At 66.0% G+C, this 20,518-nt stretch carries 20 protein-coding genes; 6 read left to right on the forward strand and 14 right to left on the reverse strand.

Annotation, left to right across the window (positions count from 1 at the left end; all coding sequences use genetic code 11):
- Positions 1-38: 38 nt before the first annotated feature.
- Genes ACIPZB_RS14660 through ACIPZB_RS14675 form a run of 4 tightly spaced genes read right to left on the reverse strand, consistent with a single transcriptional unit; the run spans position 39 to position 5,639 of the window.
- Positions 39-1,331: an NAD(P)/FAD-dependent oxidoreductase gene (locus tag ACIPZB_RS14660; RefSeq protein WP_400640997.1), complete on the reverse strand. Its 1,293-nt coding sequence runs from the start codon at positions 1,329-1,331 to the stop codon at positions 39-41.
- Positions 1,324-2,001 (reverse strand): peptidase S8 and S53 subtilisin kexin sedolisin, encoded by a 678-nt coding sequence (locus tag ACIPZB_RS14665; RefSeq protein WP_400640999.1) that lies wholly within the window; start codon positions 1,999-2,001, stop codon positions 1,324-1,326. The genes ACIPZB_RS14660 and ACIPZB_RS14665 overlap by 8 nt, the downstream gene beginning before the upstream one ends.
- Positions 1,991-3,724: an ABC transporter ATP-binding protein gene (locus ACIPZB_RS14670; RefSeq protein ID WP_400641001.1), complete on the reverse strand. Its 1,734-nt coding sequence runs from the start codon at positions 3,722-3,724 to the stop codon at positions 1,991-1,993. The genes ACIPZB_RS14665 and ACIPZB_RS14670 overlap by 11 nt, the downstream gene beginning before the upstream one ends.
- A 1-nt stretch (position 3,725) precedes the next feature.
- Positions 3,726-5,639, reverse strand: coding sequence for a sigma-54-dependent Fis family transcriptional regulator (locus ACIPZB_RS14675; RefSeq protein WP_400641003.1), 1,914 nt, complete (start codon positions 5,637-5,639; stop codon positions 3,726-3,728).
- 444 nt (positions 5,640-6,083) lie between these two features.
- Here ACIPZB_RS14675 and ACIPZB_RS14680 point away from each other — a divergent pair, with 444 nt between their 5' ends.
- From ACIPZB_RS14680 to ACIPZB_RS14705, 6 genes are all read left to right on the forward strand, one after another.
- Positions 6,084-7,412 carry a hypothetical protein gene (locus ACIPZB_RS14680; RefSeq protein WP_008097354.1) on the forward strand — a complete coding sequence of 443 codons (1,329 nt, stop codon included), beginning with the start codon at positions 6,084-6,086 and terminating at the stop codon, positions 7,410-7,412.
- Between the two features lie 32 nt (positions 7,413-7,444).
- Positions 7,445-9,673, forward strand: a complete 2,229-nt coding sequence (locus ACIPZB_RS14685) for an Ig-like domain-containing protein (protein WP_400641006.1) — start codon at positions 7,445-7,447, stop codon at positions 9,671-9,673.
- Between the two features lie 16 nt (positions 9,674-9,689).
- Positions 9,690-10,160 (forward strand): curlin, encoded by a 471-nt coding sequence (locus ACIPZB_RS14690; protein WP_400641008.1) that lies wholly within the window; start codon positions 9,690-9,692, stop codon positions 10,158-10,160.
- Between the two features lie 16 nt (positions 10,161-10,176).
- Positions 10,177-11,622: a curlin gene (locus ACIPZB_RS14695; protein WP_400641009.1), complete on the forward strand. Its 1,446-nt coding sequence runs from the start codon at positions 10,177-10,179 to the stop codon at positions 11,620-11,622.
- Between the two features lie 207 nt (positions 11,623-11,829).
- Positions 11,830-12,474 carry a DNA oxidative demethylase AlkB gene (gene alkB / locus ACIPZB_RS14700; RefSeq protein WP_400641011.1) on the forward strand — a complete coding sequence of 215 codons (645 nt, stop codon included), beginning with the start codon at positions 11,830-11,832 and terminating at the stop codon, positions 12,472-12,474.
- 225 nt (positions 12,475-12,699) lie between these two features.
- Complete coding sequence (locus ACIPZB_RS14705) at positions 12,700-13,899, forward strand: alpha/beta fold hydrolase (protein ID WP_400641013.1); 1,200 nt, start codon at positions 12,700-12,702, stop codon at positions 13,897-13,899.
- 105 nt (positions 13,900-14,004) lie between these two features.
- Here the strand turns inward: ACIPZB_RS14705 and ACIPZB_RS14710 are convergent, their stop codons facing one another.
- From ACIPZB_RS14710 to ACIPZB_RS14755, 10 genes are read right to left on the reverse strand one after another with little or no spacing between them, the layout of a single operon-like run.
- Positions 14,005-14,853, reverse strand: coding sequence for a CsgG/HfaB family protein (locus tag ACIPZB_RS14710; RefSeq protein ID WP_400641015.1), 849 nt, complete (start codon positions 14,851-14,853; stop codon positions 14,005-14,007).
- A gap of 34 nt (positions 14,854-14,887) precedes the next feature.
- On the reverse strand, positions 14,888-15,301 hold the full coding sequence (locus ACIPZB_RS14715; RefSeq protein WP_008101122.1) for a curli assembly protein CsgF: 414 nt from the start codon (positions 15,299-15,301) through the stop codon (positions 14,888-14,890).
- On the reverse strand, positions 15,298-15,705 hold the full coding sequence (gene csgE / locus ACIPZB_RS14720; protein ID WP_400641017.1) for a curli production assembly/transport protein CsgE: 408 nt from the start codon (positions 15,703-15,705) through the stop codon (positions 15,298-15,300). The genes ACIPZB_RS14715 and csgE overlap by 4 nt, the downstream gene beginning before the upstream one ends.
- Positions 15,702-16,229, reverse strand: coding sequence for a type II secretion system protein (locus tag ACIPZB_RS14725; RefSeq protein ID WP_400641019.1), 528 nt, complete (start codon positions 16,227-16,229; stop codon positions 15,702-15,704). The genes csgE and ACIPZB_RS14725 overlap by 4 nt, the downstream gene beginning before the upstream one ends.
- On the reverse strand, positions 16,204-16,578 hold the full coding sequence (locus ACIPZB_RS14730; protein WP_016394785.1) for a type II secretion system protein: 375 nt from the start codon (positions 16,576-16,578) through the stop codon (positions 16,204-16,206). The genes ACIPZB_RS14725 and ACIPZB_RS14730 overlap by 26 nt, the downstream gene beginning before the upstream one ends.
- Before the next feature lie 5 nt (positions 16,579-16,583).
- The gene (locus ACIPZB_RS14735) at positions 16,584-17,057 is read right to left on the reverse strand and encodes a type II secretion system protein (RefSeq protein WP_400641021.1); all 474 of its coding nucleotides are present in this window, start codon (positions 17,055-17,057) and stop codon (positions 16,584-16,586) included.
- A complete protein-coding gene (locus ACIPZB_RS14740; RefSeq protein WP_400641023.1) occupies positions 17,054-18,928 on the reverse strand; it encodes a secretin N-terminal domain-containing protein in 1,875 nt (624 codons plus the stop codon). Before ACIPZB_RS14740 ends, ACIPZB_RS14735 begins: the two co-directional genes overlap by 4 nt.
- Positions 18,925-19,425 carry a hypothetical protein gene (locus ACIPZB_RS14745; RefSeq protein WP_400641024.1) on the reverse strand — a complete coding sequence of 167 codons (501 nt, stop codon included), beginning with the start codon at positions 19,423-19,425 and terminating at the stop codon, positions 18,925-18,927. The genes ACIPZB_RS14740 and ACIPZB_RS14745 overlap by 4 nt, the downstream gene beginning before the upstream one ends.
- The gene (gene pilO, locus ACIPZB_RS14750; protein ID WP_400641026.1) at positions 19,425-19,988 is read right to left on the reverse strand and encodes a type 4a pilus biogenesis protein PilO; all 564 of its coding nucleotides are present in this window, start codon (positions 19,986-19,988) and stop codon (positions 19,425-19,427) included. Before pilO ends, ACIPZB_RS14745 begins: the two co-directional genes overlap by 1 nt.
- Positions 19,975-20,517, reverse strand: coding sequence for a PilN domain-containing protein (locus tag ACIPZB_RS14755; protein ID WP_008090712.1), 543 nt, complete (start codon positions 20,515-20,517; stop codon positions 19,975-19,977). Before ACIPZB_RS14755 ends, pilO begins: the two co-directional genes overlap by 14 nt.
- Between the last annotated feature and the right edge of the window lies 1 nt (position 20,518).

A 20,518-nucleotide genomic window follows, 5' to 3' on the forward strand; every position in this document is an offset into this window, starting at 1 on the left:
CTTGCCGGCGATAGGGCCGGCACAGCCAGACCAAACGCTCAGCCATACCCCTGCTCCACCAGCCACCGCCGCACCATCCCCTGCTGCTGCAAAGGCAGATCCTTCAACACTTCTTCAATGCCCTGCCCACTGCAAAGCCCCCGCACCACCGGCGCCAGCGCCACGCCCTGCAAATGCCAGATCCCCAACGGCTGATCCGCCGTCACCACCACCTCGGCCTCGTCCACCAGACCATCCCGCAACACAGGCCGTTTCTCCACCCGCACCGCCGCCCAATCCGCATCCAGGTGCAGCGGCTGCGCATCCGGCCAACCCCGACGTCGGCCCCAGAACGCCAGCCCCGCACGCGTCTGCTCCTGGCCATAGAAATCTCGCCCAATCCGCGCAAAACGCAGGAACAGCTGCTCGACCCGCTGCTGGTGAAAGCGCTGTGCCAGCGCCGCCCGCTCAGGCTTGCGCAACAGCGTATTGACCACCACAGGCGCCTGCAACGCCGAAGACAACGACTGGAAAATCCCATTCCCCGACAATGGGTCAACCGCCATGGCGGCATCCCCCACCCGTATCCAGTCATCCCCCACGCACTCGCCGGCGAGGATCGCCGTGCTGCTGCGGGCATGCACTTGCGCAGGTTCCCGCGCACGGGCGCCGAACAGTTCGGCCACCAACGCCGAACCACGACGACGCTCGGCGCAGTATTCAGGCAGCCCGGCCTTGCCCGGCAACCCGGCGGCATCCAGGGTGATCTGCCAGTAGCAGCGGCCATCGGCACGCCTGGCCATCCACGCCCAGCCCTCGTCCAGGCTTTCCACGGCCGATGCCGGTGCACCAGGCTCGCCCTGCCAGAGGTTCAGCAGGCTGACGGTCTCTGGGCCGCGCAGGCGGTCCGCCGCCAGCGGTGCCTGGCGGCCACGCGCTTCGACCAGGAACTCGGCCTGCAGCACCTGCCCGTCGTCCAGGCTGATGCAGTACACCCCCTTGCGGGTGACTTCGCGAACGCGTCCCCCGACCACGGACACCCCTGCCCGTTCCAGGTCATGACGCAGGGCACGGTCGAAGCACTGCCGGTCGAGCAGAAATTCCTGATTCAGCTTGAGCTGCTGGCCGTTCCAGCGCACCTCGCGGGTCGCCGGCATCGCGGCCTCTGCCAAGGCGGCGCCCAGGCCTGCGTTACGCAGGCCCTCCAGGACCCGTTGGGAAACCCCTTCGAGCGCAGCAAAACGCCTCCAGTCGGAAACCACGGTAACCGGGTAGCCCAGGCGGCGCAGGCCAAGCGCAGTGGCCGCGCCGGCGGGGCCGGCGCCCAGCACCAGAATGCGGGGCTCAGGCATCCCCTGCCCCCCGCCGCTCCGGGCCGATGAAGCTGGCGTGGGCCTGCATCCAGGCCAGCACCTGCTGACGCTCCAGGCCGGGCTGTCGCTGCAGCAGCGCGGCGATGCGCCCGGCCACGGCCGCACAGCCGAGGCTGGCGCCGGCCATGCTGCGTTCGCCGGCATGGCCGCCGAAGTCGGCCTGGGCACTGCCCAACCACGACCACTGGCCCGGCGCGCAGCGAGCATCGCCGGTGATGCGGATCACCCCGGGGTAGCTGGCTGGGTAGACCGCCGCGCCTTGGGCTGGGCTCGACGCGCACAGCAGCACGCCCGCGGCCTGAACCTCGGCGCAGGCCTGGCGCAGCACCGGGCGGTCCTGCTGCAGCCCGAGGCTGAGGTTGATCAGCGTGGCGCCCTGCTCGGCCAGCCACAGCAAGGCCGCGGCCACCTGCAAGGCGCTGGTGCTGCCCTGTTCGCCGAACACCTGGGCCAGCAGCAGCGGCACCCTGCCCGCCTCGGCATGCAGACGTTCCAGCACGGCACTGCCATGGCCCAGGCGATCCGGCTGCAGTTCGCCTTCACGCAGCACACCTTCTTCCAGCCAAAACCGGCGAGCCGCCTGCATACCTTCGGCCTGCGCCTGCGTGCAGCCGCTGTCGACCAGACCGACCCGTACTTCATCGACCATGCTTGATGGCCTCCTGAGGCAGCACCCGCAACTGCCCGTCCTGCAGGTGCAGGCGCAGGTCGGCATCGGCCAGGGTCGAGGCGCGGTGGCTGATGAGAATGCGCGTGCGCCCGGCGAACAATTCGTCGATGGCTGCAATCACTTCGCGCTCGGTGGCTTCGTCCACCGCCGAGGTGGCTTCGTCCAGCACCAGAATCGACGGCGCCTGAAGCACCGCGCGGGCGATGGCGATGCGTTGCTTCTGGCCACCGGACAACTGCTGGCCGCGCTCACCGAGCAGCCCGTCCAGGCCCAGCGGCAGGCTCTCTAGCAAGGCATCCAGATGGGCCAGCCGCACCACCTGCTCGAGCGCCTCGCGGCTGGCCTCGGGCGCACCGTAGGCGAGGTTCTGCGCCAGGGTGCCACGGAACAGCACGATGTCCTGGCTGACCACCGCGATGCGTTGGCGTACGGCGGCCAGGTCGAGCTCGCGCAAGTCGGCGCCGTCCAGCAAAATGCGCCCGGCATCCGGGTCGTAGAAACGCTGCAACAGGTCGATCAGGGTCGATTTGCCCACGCCCGAGGCACCACTGATGGCCACCTTCAGGCCGCCCGGCAGGCAGGCATCCACACCGTCCAGCACCGCGCCCTGGCGGCCGTCATGGGCAAAGCGCACACCTTCCAGGCGCAGCTCGCCTGGCCCCTTCGGCATCGGCCGAGGCGCAGGCGCTTCGTGCACCGCCACGGTTTCCTGCTTCAACTCCATCACCCGGCCCAGGCTCACCGCCATGCGCTGCACCGCCACATACAGCCCCAACAGGCTCTGCACCGGGCCGACGGCCATGCCCATGTAGGTGGAAAACGCGATCAGGGCGCCCAGTTGCCAGGTGCCCTGGATCACCCACCAGCCGCCCACCAGGAACGCGCAGGCACGGCACCACGACGTCAGCGTGCCGGGGATCGCCTGGGTGAAGAACTCGGTGACCTGCACCTTGAGCAGCTGGCGCATGTAGCCTTGGCCCAGCTGATCCAGGCGTCCGGCTTCGCGGTCTTGTTGGCCGGCGGCCTGGATGAACTTCATCGCCGGCAGCGTCTCGACCAGGAACGACGAGACATCCGCCGAACGCTCGCGCAGGCTGCGCACCTCGCGCTCGACCTTGCGCCGCATCCAGCGCAGCCACAGCACCTCGATCGGGATCAGCAGCGCCAGCAGCAGCGACAGTTGCCAGGACAGCATCAGCATCAGGCTCACCGCACCGACCAGGCCGATCACCGCGGACACCGCCGAGAACAGCGAATCCACGGCGAAGCGCTGGATCTCGGCAACGTCGCCATCCAGCCGGGACAGGATGTCACCCGTGCGCCGGCGCCCGTAGAAGGTCGGCGACAGCCGTTGCAGGTGGCGATACAGGTCGTCGCGCAGGGCGAACAGGATGCGCCCGGACAACCGCGTGTGCAGGTAGCGGTTGACGCCCGCCAGCACAGTGCCCAGCAGGCCGGCGACGATCATGATCGCCGCCATGTGCCAGAGGGTCTGGTAATCCTTGGCCAGCAGGCCCTCGTCGATGAGTGTCTTGACCAGCCAGGGTTGTGCCAGGGCGAGCAGCGATGCGCCCAGGGACAGCCCCAGCAACACGCCGATGGCACGCCGCTGCGGGCGCACGAAACCATACAGCCAGGCCAGGGCCTGGCGCATGAGCACAGGGTCGCTGGACTCCACCAGCCTTGAGAACAAGCCGCCCATGTCAGCCGCGCAACTGTTTGAGTTTGCGGTACAAGGTCGCCCGGCTGATGCCCAGCGCCTCGGCGGCCGCCGAGACATTGCCCTGGTGGCGCGCCAGGGCGTTGCGGATCAGCTCGAGCTCGGTGTCCTTCAAACTCCCGGAAGGCGCGGTACCGCTGGCCAGCTCATCGAGCAGGCAGTCGGTGAGGTGGTCGAGGGTCAGCACTTGTTCGTCGTCTTCGCGCATGGCCAGGGCGGTACGCACCACCATTTCCAGCTGGCGGATGTTGCCCGGCCAGTCGAACCCTTCGAGCAGCGCGGTCAGGGCCGGGTCGAGGCTGACACCCTTGGCCCCCGCCTTGTCCAGCAGACCTTCGATGATTGATGCCAGGTCATCGCGCTCGCGCAGCGCCGGCAGGCGCAGCGACACACCGTTGACCCGGTAGTACAGGTCTTCACGGAAGTGCTGGTCCTGCACCAGGCGCTTGAGGTCGCGGTGGGTGGCGCAGATCAGCGCCACGTCGATGTCCTGCTCGTCGCCCGCGCCCAGCGGCGCGACCCGGCGCTCCTGCAGCACCCGCAGCAGGCGCGCCTGCAGGGCCAGCGGCATGTCGCCGATCTCGTCGAGGAACAGCGTGCCACCGTGGGCCTGCATCAGCCGCCCGACCATGCCACCACGGCGAGAGCCGGTGAAGGCGCCGTCGCGGTAGCCGAACAGTTCCGATTCGATCAAGCCCTCCGGGATGGCCGCGCAGTTGACCGCCACAAAGGCTTTGTCGGCCCGCGGGCCGGCCTGGTGCAGGGCTCGCGCCACCACCTCCTTGCCGGTGCCGGTCTCGCCCAGCAGCAGCACAGGCAGGCCACTGCTCAGGCCCTGGCGAGCCATGCGCAGGTTGCGCGTCAGGCGGGCATCGCCACCGGCCAATGCCTCCAGCGCCGGCGACTTGTTGGCCAGGGTCGGCTTGGCGGGCGCGCTGGCGCCATTGATCTGACTGTGGCGCGGCAGCTGCAAGGCACGGAAGAAGAACTCGCCCTTGGCGGTCTGCACGCTGCTCACCCCGCCCTGCCACAGGCGTGCGATGAAGGCCGGCGAACGCTCGCCCAGCAGGTCGCTGCTGCGCCGGCCGAGCAGGCCCTGGCGTGACACCTGCAGCAACTGGCAGGCATTGTCGTTGGCGGCCAGCACTTCGCCATCCAGGCTCAGCGCCAGCAGGCCGTGCCAGGCGCTGTTGAGGTATTGCGGGCGGCTGTGGAAGGCCAGCACCAGGTGTTGCGGGTGGCACAGGCTGAACATCCGGCTCTCGATATTGCTGGCGGCCAGCATCAGCATCGACAGGCTGTCCTGGGGCTGCGCCATCACCCCTTCACGGGTGATGTCGAGCACGCCGATCACCTCGCCATGCGGGTCGCGCAGCGGCACCGAGGTGCAGGAGAACGGGCTGAGCCGGTCCAGGTAATGTTCGCCGCAGTTGATCAGGGTCGGGCGCCCCTCGACCACGGCAGTGCCGATGGCGTTGGTGCCGCGCAGCGATTCGCTCCAGCAGCTGCCGGGGTGCAGGTCGCGCAGGCCTTCGCGTTCGAGCACGTGCTTTTGCCCTTCGATGGCCAGCACGTTGGCCTGGGCATCGCCGAGGATGATGATGCCGGCCTTGCCCTGGCGTGCGACCAGGTAGTCGAGCTCGGGGGTGACGGCGTCCATCAGCAGGCGGTTGCGTTCAAGCAGGGTGCGCAGGTCGTGGCCTTGCTGCAGGCCCAGGCCGACCTGTTCGCCCTGCAGGCAATCCAGGCCATGGCCAAGGCTGCGGCGCCAGGAGGCGTCGATTTCGTCGCGCAGCATGCCCAACGGCAGCTCGCCTTCGCTGGCCAGTCGCAGGCGGGCCTGGCGGGATTCGTGCAGCGGGTCTTGGGCGTTTGTTATGGGTAATTGTCGCGCCATTTTCTACTCCAGCTGTGCCGCCTCACGGTAAGGGGCAACGGGCTTGGGATTTTTTCCCGCAGTGTGCGGGAGTTTTCTCTGGGCGTCACCCGTGAAGATCGCCTTGCTCACAAGCTTTAAAAGCTGCGCCGTACCTGTGGGAGCCGGCTTGCCGGCGATAGGGCCCGAACAGACAGTTCATCCGCTGGTGCCCGCCCCGGCCTCATCGCCGGCAAGCCGGCTCCCACAAGGATCGGGCGAGCAAGGCATGCCCCACCGTCAACCCAAACCCCCAATCCTGGGGGACTGCCCCCATACGCCGAAGGCCCGCAGCCACCCTGCAGCCAACCTCAAACCCATACCGTACAAGGCCTGCAGCTTCATTTTAAAAACTTGGCACGGCTGTTGCCGATCTTCTGCCAAACGCCCCAAGTCCATGGGCCCGTTTGCAGGAGGAATAGACTCATGCACCGACCGCTACCCAAACCGCTTGCTGTAGCGATCTTCGCCAGCATGCTCCAGCTCCCGGCCCAGGCTGCGTTGTACGCCGTCGACCCCGGACCCTACATCCAAGCCAATGGCAAGTTCGCCGCCTGGTACCAGGACTCCCATGGCCGCACCCTCGACCTGTGCCTGACCAAGGCCGTCAGCTCACGTGTCGCCGGCGCCCCTGGTGCCCCCGCGTACATGTGCACATTGCTGCCCACCCCCGGCGTGTTCGACGACACCCAGCCCATCGTCTTCCCCACCAACTTCCCGGATGAAGCCTTCTGGTTCACCGCCGACGCCGCCATCGTCGACGCTGCCCGCGGCATCGACCTGAGCTTCGGCACCGCGATCGAAGCAGCCTTCGCCGCCGAAGAGCCGGCCGAGGGCGATCAGGTCAGTTTCGCCCGAGTCCGCATCCGCGTCGACGTGCCGGTCGCCGGTACCTACGTGATCACCCACCCCTATGGTGTCGACGTGTTCGATGTGCCGGCCGGCGGGCGCCGGGCGATCAACATGACCCGGGACATCGGCATCGCCGGAGCAGGCGATTTCAGTGGCGCACTCAAAGGCGATGTCGGCCCGTTCCTGCGCAGCGTCAACGGCCCCTACATTGAAAACGGCGAGCGTTTCATCGGCGACCCCAACCTGGACGAGCGCGTCACCGGCAGCCCGTTCAACACCAACTTCGTGCGCATCGAAGGCCCCAACGGCATCGACCTGCGCACCGAGCTGTTCTCCATCTCCGGCAAGCTCTCGGATATCGCCCGCCCCACCCCGCTGATGCCTCAGCGCAGCACCTACTCGCGGCACATGGAGAACGGCGACCTGCGCGCCCAGCAAGACATGTTCGTGCTGGCGCCGCCTCCACCTGCCACCGTCACCCTCACCAGCCAGACCCCCAACCTGTCCCTGACCGAAGCCAACGGCACCGGCACCTGGTATGCCCAATCGGCAATCAACCCGGACCCCGGCACCGTACTGCAGATCAATGCCGACAACAGCGTGGCGATCCCCAGCAGCAGTGCAACCAACGCCGCCCTGCCGCTGACCGACCTGGTCACCATCACCCGCGCCGAATACAGCCTGGCCAGGGGCGAACTGACCCTGGTCGCCAGCAGCAGTGACGAAACGTCACCACCCGCACTCACCGCGCGCACCGGCAACGGGACAGTCCTCGGCAACCTCAGTGGTGACGGTGCGGTGAAGTCGTTGACCGCCAACCCCAGGCCCCTCCCTCCGGCCAAGGTGCAGGTCGACAGCGCCTACGGCGGAAGCGACAGCGAAGACGTGGTGCTGGTGCCATGAACAGACAAAGGCTCAGCCTTCAAGGAGGCAGCATGAACACTTGGCCACGCCGTGCGTTGTTAGCCGCCGGTTTCTCCCTCACTGTCACCAGCGCGGCCTGGGCCAAGCTCACCGAGGTCGACCCAGGCCCCTACACCTTCGCCACCGGTGGCTACCCGCTGTGGTACAAGGACGCCAACAACCAGTCGCTGGAACTGTGCCAGTCGCGCGCCACCAGTTCACGGGTCGCAGGTGCACCGGGCGCACCTTCCTACATGTGCACCCTGCTGCCGGAACCGGGCGTCTACGACGATGCCCTGCCGCTGGTGTTCCCCAACAACTGGCCACCGGAAATGTTCTGGTTCCTGGCCGAGGCCACCATCCCGGCAATCGGCAACAGTGGCTACGAACTGGACGCCTACGTCGCAGGCCTGGAGGCGGCCTTCGCGGCCGAGAACCCGGTCGATGGCGACCAGCAGAGCTTCGCCCGGATCCGCATCCGCGTATCGGTGCCCATCGCCGGCATCTATACCATCACCCACCCCTACGGTGTCGAGACGGTCAACGTCACTGCGCCTGGACGGCGGGCGATCAACATCACCCGCGATATCGGCATCGGCGCGCCGGGCAACTTCAGCGGTGCGCTCAACGGCGCCCTCGGGCCCTTCCTGCACCGGGACGGCCCGGCCTATACCGAGGTCAACCCGGATACTGGCGCCGTCGAAACCTTCATCGGCGACCCGAACATCACCGAGCCTGTGACCGGCAGCCCGAACGGCACCAACTTCGTGCGCATCCAGGGCCCTGCAGGCACCATCGAGACCAACCTGTTCACGCTTTCCGGCAAGGTCCTCGACAGACGCGCGCAAACCCCGGTGACGCTGGAGCGGGCCACCTACTCGCGCAACGGCACCGGCACCCGAGTGGAGGTATTCGCCAAGGCGCCGACCAGCGCCAGCCTGTGCCTGCGCAACGGTCTGGCGCTGGTCGGCTCACCGCCTTCACCGTGCCAGTTCAACATGCTCACCGACGACCGCGGGCTGTTCTTCAGCCAACAGTTGAGCCAGGCCGCACCGCCCTCGGTGGTGGTGGTCACCGCCAGCAACGGCACCACCACCCAGCCGACCGCGCTGTCGAGCAAACCGATCGACGTGGTCAAGATCAGCACCGCGCGCTACGAGTGGGCCAGCAAGAAGTTGGTCATCGAAGCACGCTCCAGCGACGAAGTCGTGCTGCCTGACATGCTCGCCCAGGGCTATGGCCGCCTGTCCAAGGGCGGCGGTTTGCAGACCCTGACGGTCAACGACGTGAACCAGCCGCCTGCCACCGTGACAGTCAAATCCGCCCATGGCGGCAGTGACGTGGAACCCGTGGTGGTGGTCGGCAATGCGCCGGTCGAGGCCGAGAACAAACCACCGCTGGCCCAGGCCGATGTCGGCAGCACCAGTGTCGGCGTGCCGCTGACCCTGAACCTGCTGCAGAACGACAGCGACCCGGACGGCAACGTGCCGCTGAGCATCAGCGACCTGACCCAGCCGGGTACCGGCCTGGGTGGCGTGGTACTCAACGGCAGCACCCAGGTGACCTATACCCCACCGGCCGGTGCCACCCAGCCACTGGTGGCCACCTTCAGCTACCGCGCCATGGACGCCAAGGGCCTCAAATCGCCAGTCACCAACGTCACCATCAATGTCGCGCCCAACCAGGCGCCGACCGCCAACCCGGAAACCGTCACCACTCTGGCGGCGCCGCTGACCATCAACGTGCTGGCCAACGACACCGATCCAGAAGGCAACCTGCCGCTGGCGGTGGCCAACTTCTCGCAACCGGCTCCGGGTCGCGGCACGGTGACCAGCGATGGCACCACCATCACTTACACACCACCGGCCAGCGTTCCGACGGCCTTCACCACCACGTTTACCTACCAGGCGCGTGATTCGCTCGGTGCGGTGTCCCCCAGCGGAACCGTCACGGTCAACGTGCAGCCACGCCCAGCGGCAGAAACCTTCGCGGTCACTGCAGCCACCGTACTGGCTCGCTCGAACAACCGTTACAACTGGGATATCAGCGGCACCTCCTCGGTGACCACCGGCAACACCATCACCGTGCGTGTCACCACCACCACCGGGGTGCAGACCCTCGGCACCACCACAGTACCGGTCACCGGCCGTTGGCGCCTGACGGTCAGCAACAGCACCACGCTGATCCCCACCGCCAGCCCGACGGCAACCGTCACCAGCAGTCAAGGTACCAGCCGCACCGTCGCCGTGACCGTGCAGTAAGGCCAAGGAGAACGCCATGAAACGCCTGTACCCGCTGCTGCTGTGCCTGGCCCTGGTTGGCCAGGCCCAGGCCGACGACCTGATGGACAACGCCGACCTCGCTGCCGGCAGCGACCTCGGGGAACCGGTGATCATCCGCCTGCTGCCCGCTGGAGCGGGCCAGGTGGCAGTGATCGAGCAGCAAGGTTCGGGCAACCGCGCCGCCCTCGACCAGAACGGTCAGGCCCTGCTGGGCCGCATCGTCCAGGCCGGGGGCGCGCAGGAGGCGTACATCCTGCAAGAAGGTAGTGACCTGATGGCCAGCATCAGCCAACAGGGAAATGGCAACAGCGCGTCGATCCGCCAGAGCGGCACCAGCAACAGCGCCAGCATCGACCAGATCGGCAACGACAACAGCGCCAGCATCGTGCAGGCCGGCTCGGGTCTCAGCAGTTCCGTGACCCAGGCTGGCAATGGCCAGCATGTTCAGATCACTCAATACCGATAGACCTGGAGGCACCACCATGTTCAAGCTCGCTCCCTTAAGTGCCGCTATTGTCTTGGCCTTGGCTGGCCAGGTCATGGCTGATGACAGCACCTCGAATCAGTCGCAAAGCGGTAACCAGAACATCGCCGAAGTGAAGCAGACCGTCGCGCCCTTCGCCGCGGCCACCCAGACCCAGACCGGCAAGGGCCACAACCACCTGGCGGTGCAGGAAAACAGCACCAGCTACATCGACCAGACGGCCAACGGCTCCTACAACGCAGGCTATGGCGAGCAGCTGTTCGAGAACGGCAGCCATATCGACCAACAGGCCACGGGCAACCTCAACGATGCGTTTGCCAGCCAGTCACTGGGTGAGAACAACCAGTCGCTGCAGGTCCAGCAAGGGGGCGAGAACCGCTCGACCGTATGGCAGGACAGCCAGCTCGGCAGCCAGGCCACCACCCAGCAGAATGGCCAGCGCAACGAAGCGTTCGTCGAGCAGTTGTTCAGTGGCAGCAACAACAAGAGCCAGATCACCCAGGGCGGTCAGGACAACTACGCCGCCGCCGAGCACATGACGCACAACGACGGTCACATCGAGATCTACCAGCAGGGCAAGCAAAACTGGGCCTATGGTGACCAGCGCGACGGGATCGGTGGACTGCTCACCATCGACCAGCAGGGTACCGGCAACTCGGCGGAAGTCTGGCAGGACAACCAGACGGGTAGCCACGCCAGCGTCAGCCAGACCGGCCAGCTCAACGAAGCCTACATCGACCAAAGCTTCGGCCAGGGCAACACCGCGACGCTTTACCAGCAAGGCAACACCAACGCCAGCTGGTCGGATCAGTTCGAGACCAACAACTCGAAAACCAGCATTTCCCAAAGTGGCACCGGCAACCTGCACTACACCTACCAGACCGGCGACAACCAGAGCCTGACCGTGACCACCCAGGGCACTGGCAACAAGGTGATGGCCAGCAACTGGAAGGGTGACAAGCTCGGTGGCCAGTTCGGCAACAACCAGACCGCCGCGATCAACCAGAAAGGCACTGGCAACGGCGTCAACCTGACCCAGAACGGCGCCTACCAGCAGGCCACCCTGACCCAGACCGGCAAGAACAACTCGATGGAGACCAAGCAGGCCGACAACAACAACGAGCTGTACTTCGAGCAGAACGGCAGCGACAACATCCTCGTCGCCGACCAGCGCGGCACGGACAACTATGCCTTCGGCTCCACGACCGGCAGCGGCAACACCATCACCCTGGATCAGTCCGGCTACGCCAACCAGAGCTTCACCACCCAGCTGTATGGCAGTGGCAACACCGCGACCATCAAGCAGGCCGACACCGCCAACGTCGCCTACGTGACCCAGGGCGGTGCTGGCAACAAGGCGATCGTCGACCAGGCTGGCGCCAACCAGAGCGCCACCATCAGCCAGATGGGCAACGGCAACACGGCTACCGCTACCCAGCGTTAATGGTTCCCCCCTTGAACCGCGGTTTCCCTCTCCCTGGTGCCGCGGTTCTTTTTTGCCTGTTCTGGCCCTATCGCCGGCAAGCCGGCTCCCACAGGTACAGCGCAGGTTTCAAAAGGTGTGGTGAGCCTGTGGGAGCCGGCTTGCCGGCGATAGGCCAGACAGGCCCACAGCGCTAGAATGGCCTGACACCAAGCCAGCGCCACCACCATGATCCAGTCCGACCTCGACCTCTTCGGCCCCCAGCCACAACACCTGGCCAGCCACACCGTGCTGCTGCCCGGCTTCGCCCTGGCCGAGATCGAGCCACTGCTCGATGCCCTGCGTCCGGTGCTGCGCGCCGCCCCGTTCCGGCACATGCAGACGCCAGGTGGCCTGAACATGGCCGTGGCGCTGACCAACTGCGGTTCACTGGGCTGGGTCAGTGACGCCAAGGGCTATCGCTACAGCCCTACCGATCCTGTCAGCGGCCAGCCCTGGCCCGCCCTGCCCCAGGTCCTGCTCGACCTGGCGGGACGCGCGGCAGCGGCAGCAGGTTTCGAAGCCTTCGTGCCCGATGCCTGCCTGGTCAACCACTACCTGCCCGGCACCCGCCTGAGCCTCCACCAGGACCGCGACGAAGCGGATTTCGGGCAGCCGATCGTGTCGGTGTCATTGGGCTTGCCGGCGGTGTTTCTGCTTGGCGGGCTACAGCGTGCGGACCGGACCCAGCGGGTGCCGCTAAGCCATGGCGATGTGCTGGTGTGGGGGGGTGAGGATCGGTTGCGCTTTCATGGGGTGTTGCCGGTCAAGCCCGGGGTACATCCGAGGATGGGCGAGCGGAGGATCAATCTGACGTTGCGCAAGGCTGGGTGATTGCTTTGTCTGTAGCGGCCCTATCGCCGGCAAGCCGGCTCCTACAGGAATCTGCGCAGCGTTCGGCCAGACAGACGATCCGCACAAGGGTGGCAGCGATTGTTCGTACACACCTGTAGGTGGCTGCCGACATTTGAAAGCCGAGGGCATCTCTAAGGTGTGCACTCCCGCTGGCAGGCCGCTTCATCCGGCTCAATCAGCAAAAATCCTAGCTGGAGTGAACCTATGACATTTCAACTGAACGTTGCGAGGTGGGCGGCCTGTGCGCTCCTGCTGGCTGGCGCGTCTACAGCCACCGCGCAAATGAACGTTGCACAGGCCATCGCGGTCGAGCGTATGTTGACGATGCCGGACAGCGCATTCTGGTCAACCCCGACAGGCGTGCCTGGCGCACCCGGATCGCTAATCCGCACGGAGCAGCATTCAGCCTATCGGTTGCCCCCCGGAAGCACGGCGAGTCGAATCCTTTACTGGTCGAACGACCTTTACTTCAATCCCACCGTGGCGTCGGCCGTTCTGGTCAAGCCTGCGGGCGCCCCGCCGGAAGCCGGTTGGCCACTGGTGGTGTGGGCGCGTGGGGCGACCGGCTTGGGCCGACAGTGTGGCGCTTCGAATACCTACACCCTGGGGTACAACATGATGCCACTGGTCGAGCAAGGCTTCGCCGTGCTGGCGGTGGACTATGCAGGCTATGCCACGGACGGTGGGCACAAGTTCGGCAACAAGCTGGTCAATGCCAGCGACGTGCTCAATGCAGTGCCCGCTGCACAGGTGGCCGTTGACGGGATTACCCAGCAGTGGGCCGTGGTCGGCCATTCCCAGGGAGGCCTGGTGGCATGGGGCGTTGGCGAGCTTCAAGCGTTGCGTGCCGACCCTGACTACCTCGGCGCGGTAGCCCTGGCGCCTGCGGTGGGCGGCGCCCGTTTGCTAGCCCACCTTGCAGATACCCCGGGCTCGCTGTTCCTGCCGGTCTATTTCGCCCGAGGCATCAAGGCGCAGTATCCCCAGTTTGACGAACAATCGATCTTGACGCCTGAAGCGGCGGCTCATTTCGATGACCTGCTGGACAAGGGTTGCTACCACTACGCGAAAGCTCGATTCGCCGATTTCATGCCAGGGGCCGTGCTGAAGCCCGATTGGCAGCAGCAGCCCTATATCACTGATTTCTTTGCTATCAACGCGGTGGGGAACAAGGCAATGGCAGGCCCTCTGTTGGTTGCTGCCGGCCAAGATGACACGGTTACGCCTGCAGGTATCATCGAGGCCGAGGTCCGGCGTGGGTGTGATAACGGAAACATGATCGTCTACCGAAGCTACTCGGGGGACCACTCACAGATACTTCAGACTTCGCTCGGCGAGGTAAGTGAATGGGTCAAAGATCGCTTTGCAGGGAAAGCAGTGAGCGATGCCTGTTCCGCTGGGTGATTGTTTTGGCTGAACCGGCCCTATCGCCGGCAAGCCGGCTCCCACAGATACCGCGCGGGCCTTTGTGGGAGCCGGCTTGCCGGCGATAAGGCCGGGACTGACAGCTCACTCCTGCTGATACTGACTCAGGTACTTGTCCACCCCCGCCTTGCCATCCCCCGCATCCCCCGCCACCTGCCACAACCGCCGCTCGATCCCCTGGGCCAGCAAGTGCCCCACCGCCGCCTCGATCGCCGACAGCACGCACAGCTGGGCCGGCTCGTTGGTGGTGTAGCCCACCTCCGCCTCAAGCAGCTTCTTGAACTCGATGAACTTGAACACCCCCGCGCTACGCCCGATCGAATAGATGGTCTTGCTGGTCATCACGTTGGCCAGCACCTGCCCGGTACGCACATCCACCGCCCGCAGGTTCACCGTCACCTGGTCGACCCGGTACTCGCGGGAGATGTCGATACCCAGGTAGCGCGCCCCTTCCCCACCACTGCGCACGTTGGTGTCGTAGGCGATGATGCCGCCCTCCAGCATCAGGTTGGCAGCCTGCAGCGGTGGCAGCTCGCCCATGATGTTCTCGGCAACGTCAGGCTTCTTCTGCGAGGCGCGGATGATCTTGCGCTCGGTCAGCAGGTTCTGCAGGCCTTCACGCTCCAGCACCACGAACCAGCCACTGGCACTCAGGGCATCCATCAGCATGCTCGCCGCCCCCTGGGTGACGCTGGTGGAAAACGAACTGGCCGGGGTCGGCTTGTATTGCCCGGTCTGGTCGCGGAAGCCATACACCACCGCCATCAGCCGCCCCTTGGGCCGCGGCATGTTGATCAGGTCGTAGTAGGTCGATGCCCGCGGCGTCAGGGTCGGCGTGCCGGTATCCTGCTCGGCCGGCATCGGCTCGCGCAGAATACTGGAACAACCTTGCAGGGTGGCCAGTATCAGTAAAGTGCTCAGCAGTCGTTTCATGGTGCGTTCTCCCCAAATGACGATCCTGTCCCTCTCAGGGGTTCAGGCCGCTGACCTCGATGACTGAAACTTCGCCAGTGGCGCGGTCGGTGACCTGAATGCTCAAGGCCCCGGAGTCGTCGATCACATCGATCAGGAACGAGTCGGTGGCCATGCTCCCGGTCTGGCCATTGCTGATGTTGTCCAACAGCTGCGACAACATCCGCGACTCCAACTGGTTGCTGAAGCGCTCCAGGGCCGTGGTGCCGGCCAGCGACGAGGTGCGGTCTTTGAGGTCCGGGTCGTCATAGTCGTTCTGCGCCTGGGCGTTGTTCAGCAGCCAAGTGCCGTTCAGCGGGTTGCCACCGAACGCCGGGTTGACCGGGGTGTACACAAGCTCGGTGGCCTGGGCGGCGAAGGCGCTGGCCAGCAGGCAAGCCGCGATACTTTGCGCAATGCGAGTGTTCATAGCTCATCCCTCTCCAGATCAGTGGTGTCCTGAAGCAGGCGCTGCAGCTTGCGCTGCACGACTTCTTGCCTGACCAGGTCGGCGGCCGCGATGGCCTCTTCTTTTAATTGGGTGACATTGGGCGGCAGAAAGCGGCGGTACAGCACGTCGCGTTCGAACTCCACGGTCACCAGGCTTCCCCAGCGTGCATCCGGACGTTCGCGCACCACCAGGTTGAAATCCAGGCGGCTGGTGGCACGCAGACGGTCGGCGAAGTAGTAGTAAAAATCGTGGCCGATGTGCGAGATGGTGTTGTCGACGATAAAACCCTTCATCTCGTCTTCAGCGTCGGCGTGCGCCACGCCGGGTACGCCGGCGGCCAGCAGCAAGCCCATGCTCAGGCAAAAAACGTTGAGTCCTTTCATGGCGTGTCTCCTGCGCCGGTATGGGGTTGCGCGCCACTGGCGCTTTCGTTGAAGGCTTGCTCGGCGACGAACTGCCAGTCGCTGTAGTGCTCCAGCCCTTCGAACCCGGACCACTGGGTGTCGAAGCCACTGCGTTTGAACGGGGTCGCGTCGGAGCGGCTGTGCACGCCGGTGATACGGCCGTCGATCGAACGCAGCAGGCCCCAGTCGTCGCTGCCGGTGATCGGGTCCGGGTACAGCCTGCGGATGTGCCGCTGGGCCTGGGGGAAACGGTTGTCTTCAAGCAGGTCGGCCAGCGCTTGCGGGTACTGGGCCAGGCCGGGCGATGCGCGGTAGTAGCTGCGCAGCGCCTGGGCATACTGGCCGCCCACCCACAGCAGCTGGCGCTCCTGCTCGCGCTGGGCGACGGTTGACCAGAGGGTGCCGCTGGCGGCCAGGGCCACCGAGCTGACCGCGATCAGCAACAGCACGCCCAGGTAGGTGAAGCCGGCGCAGGCCTTACCACTCAGCGAAGAGGCTGCCATCACGCGCCCTCCCTGTAGCACCGCTCTTGATATCGGCCACGCCACCGGCCACGCCTTCGGGCGGTGGCACCAGCTGCCAGGCATCGCTGCGCTCGGTGATCGGGTCGACCGGGGTGTTGCGCAGGTAGCGCTGCTCCACCAGTTGCTCCAGCGAGTCGGGGTAGTGACCGGTGTCGCCGTAGTAGTGGTCCAGGGACTCACGCAGCACCGCCAGGCTCTGGCGCAGGGTGGCTTCGCGGGAGCTCTCCAGGCTGTTGAAGTAGCGCGGCATGGCGATGGTCATCAGCGTGGCGATGATCGCCATGACCACCAGCAGTTCGATCAGGGTGAAGCCTCGGCTGCGTTTCATGGCCGTCACCATTGCCCGTAGGGGATGTTGTTGAGCCCTTTGCCACGGGCCTTGGAATACACATCGAACACGTCCTCGCCTTCGCGCGGGTTGTCCGGGCTGCTGGCGTAGGCACGCAGGCCCCAGCCACCCTCGTCGTCGCCCTTGGCCGCCACCAGCGGATCGCGGGGGATGCGCCGCAGGAAGTAGAACTTGGCCCCTTTGGCGCTGCGCACATCGCGCACACCGTCCACCAGTACCTGCAGGTTCGGCGGGTAGCCGCTGGCATCCAGGCGTTTCTCGATGAACCCGGCGTCGAAGGCGCGCTTGTAGGCATCGATGCCGTCGCGGATCTGGTACAGCGCTTCGCGCAACTGCTGCTCCTTGCCACGGCGCACCACGGTTTCGGTCAGTGGCGCGGCCATGCTGGCGAGCAGCCCGAGCAGTGCCAGGGTCAGCACCACTTCGATCAGGCTGAAGCCCTGGGCGCGGCGTTTCATGGCCGTGGGCTCGGGGTTGCTGGCACTACGGCCATCTGCGCGTCGGCCGCCGGGGCGCTTTGTTCGTCTTCAGGCGAGTCGGCGGGCACCGCGCCGGCAGGCAACGGCCGGGCCATCTGGCGTACTTGCATTGCCGATTCGGTGCCGGTGCCGAACTCCATGTCCGACGGGCTTTGGTACGGCAGGTTGCGCACGATGCGTGGGGTGATCGCCAGCACCAGCTCGGACTTGCTCATGTCGTCGCGGTTGCTGCCGAACAACCGGCCCAGGCCCGGAATATCGCCAAGGCCCGGGATCTTGTTGCCGCTGGAGGTCTTGTCGTTGCGCACCAGCCCCGCCAGCACCTGGGTTTCGCCGTCATGCAGGCGCAGGCTGGTCTGGGCGTTGCGGGTGTCGACCTGAACCGGAATGGTGCCCTGGCGAGTCGGCTCCAGGGGGGTGGCGTTGCTGACTTCCAGCGCCACCTTGATCGCCACCTCGTTGTTCAGGTGCACGGTGGGCTGCACTTCGAGCTTCAGACCCACGTCCAGGTAAGTGACGCTCTCGGTAATCACCGGGCCCTGGGTCGAGGGCACCGAGGTGGCGCTGATGATCGGCACGCGCTGGCCAATGTGGATGCGCGCCTGCTCACGGTTGCTGACGCGGATCACCGGACTTGCCAAGGTGTTGATGTCCTTGTCCGAGGCGTTGATCTTGGCCTGCGGCGCCGGCGAGATGCTGATGCGGCTGGAGTTGATGCCACGCAGCTGGTCGAGCACGCTGACCGGGTTGCCGTCATCGGTCAGCACGCCGAAGGTATTGGGCCATTGCAGGCCGAGGTCGAGGATGCGCGAGCGGGCCACCTCCATCACTTCCACCTCCAGCACTACCTCGGGGTTGGACTGGTCCTGTGACTGCAGCAGCTTCTCGGCCATGCGCACCGCGTCAGGGGTGTCGCGCATGGTCATGGTGTTCAGGCGTTCGTCGACGAACACATCGCGGGTCTTGAGCATGGTCTTGACCATGTTCAAGGCAGTGTTGGCATCGATGCTGGTCAGGTAGAAGGTGCGCATGACCAGTTCCTGGTAGTCCTTGGTCTTCTGCGGCGAATCGGGGTAGATCAGCAGGGTGTTGTCGTTGACGATCTTCTGGTGCAGCTGGTTCTGCTCCAGCAGCAGCGCCACGGCATCCTCGATGCGCACGTCGCGCACGAAGATGGTCGCCTTCATGTCCGGGCGCAGGTCCTTGTCGAAGATGAAGTTGATGCCGGCCACCTGGGACAGCACCTCGAAGATGGTCTTCAGCGCGGCGTCGCGAAACTCCAGGGTCACCGGGCGTTCCAGCTTGCTGCGCAGTTGCGGGAACGGCTGCGCGGTGCGGGCCTGGACGTTCTCGATGTCGCTGCGCAGCATGATGCCTTTCTGGTTCTGCGGGTCCAGGCGCAGCACTTCGCGCATGTAGCGCTCGGCACCGAACAGATCGCCCTGGCGCAAGGCGGCCTGACCAAGGGCCACGCGGTCGTCGAGGGTGCGCATCAGCTCCAGCTGGCGGATGCCTTCCATGGCCCGGCGGTTGTTGGATTCGATGGTCAGCACCCGGCCATAGCCCATGCGCGCGCCAGCGTAGTCGTGGCGGATGCGGTCGCTGTCGGCCTGGGTGATCAGCGCCTCGACCGCTTCCTGGCGGCTGTGGGCCAGGGCGATGTTCAGTTCGGTATCACGCGGGTCGTCACGCAGGGCCTCCTCCAGGCGGGCGATGCCGGCCTCGTACTGGCCCTGCTTCATCAGCTCCTGGCTGTCATTGCGCACCGCGCTCGATCCGCAGCCGGCAATGGCCACGCACAGCGCCAGGAGCATGAACGGAGCAGGCTTGCACAACTTCGATACCTTCATGGTGCGCTCCCGACAGACAGAGTCTGCGACTGGTGCAAGGGCAGGTAGACAAGGTCCAGCTCGTTGGCCGAGACCCGATCGAGGCGGTAGGTTTCGTCGATCACGTCGCCTTGGCGCACGACGTAGAGCTTTTCGCCGCTCTGCAGGAAGATCTGCAGGTCCTCGCGGTCGCCGATGCGGCCGACGAACTGGAATGGCAGTGCTGGCGCGGTGGCGGCCGCGACCACGACGGGGGCGGCGATCACGGGTTGTTCGGTGACGGTGGCCAAGGCCTGGGGCTTGGTCCATTGCTGGCGGGGGAACAGGTCTCTTGAGGCCTGTTCTGGCCCTTTCGCCGGCAAGCCGGCTCCCACAGGGGAAGGGGTTGTTGTGGGAGCCGGCTTGCCGGCGATCGAGGCCACCTCGCCCTCCTCGCCAAACCAGTGCCCAGGCGCCCACGCCAGGACCGCCGAGACCCCCAGAAACCCCGCCCACATCACCGCACGCTGAGTGTTCATCACGACCTCGACAGGTAAAGGGTCATTCGCAGGCGACCATTGAGTTCGCTGTCGCCAATGCGTTTACGCTGCAGCTCCAGGTCTTCCAGCACCAGGGTCGGCAACTGGCCGATCAGCCCTTTGAGGAAGCCGCGAAGCTGCGGGTAGCTGCCACGCACTGGCAGCACGATCTGGTAACGTGCCAATTGGGTCTTGGGATCGACACCGAGGGCGTATTCCCCCCGCGCCAGGCTGATGTGCTCGGCGCTGGCCAGGTGATACAGGCGCTCGATCAACTCGCTCGCCTCGGGCTGGCCCGGCAGCTGTTGGCGCAGGCTGTCCAGCGCTTGCTGTTCGGGTTTGACGGCAATCTTCAACTCGCCACGCTTGACCCGTTCAACCTGGGCGCTGGCATCCGCTTCGCTGGCTTGCAGTTCACGCAGCGCCTGCCACTGCGGCAGCACGCCGGCCAGCGCCACGCCCAGCGCCAGCACCGTGACGGCAACTGCCGCCAGGGCCACTGGACCTGCGCGGCGCAGGTGCTCTTCGAGGATCAGGCGGTTTATCGACTCAGGGACGCGCATGACCGGTCTCCCAGGTGGCGGTGAGGTTGAAGCGCACCGGCTGCTCGGGCTGGCCCATCACCACCTCGTGGTTGAGCAGCGACACATCGCTGAGCTCGGCGCTGCGCTCAAGGCGCTGGTGGTACTGCAGCATCGCCTCCAGGTTGCGCGCCTCGGCGGTGATGCGGACCTGGCCCTTGCGGGCGTCCGGGGTCAGGGTGAGCAATGCCACGTCTTCCTGCGGTTGCGCTTCGAGCATGGCGAACAGTTGCTGCCAAGGCCGTTGCAGCTGCTGCGAGACACTGCGCATCTGCGCCAGGCGTTCGGCCTGCTCGCGGCTGGCGGCAGTGTTCTGCGGCGCGGCGGTGGCTGGGCGGCGGCCCAGTTGCAGCTCCAGGCCGTGCACACGGGCCTCCAGCTCGACCTGTTCGGCCTGCAGGTGCTGCTGCAGCAGGACCAGCGCGGCGACCACGGCAGCGCCCAGGGCCAGCAGCGACCAGGCCAGCGGGCTGCTGCGCCGGGGTTGGAATTCCAGATCGAGGCGGCGCATC

Source organism: Pseudomonas sp. NPDC089396, from assembly GCF_044749545.1.
Lineage (GTDB): Bacteria > Pseudomonadota > Gammaproteobacteria > Pseudomonadales > Pseudomonadaceae > Aquipseudomonas.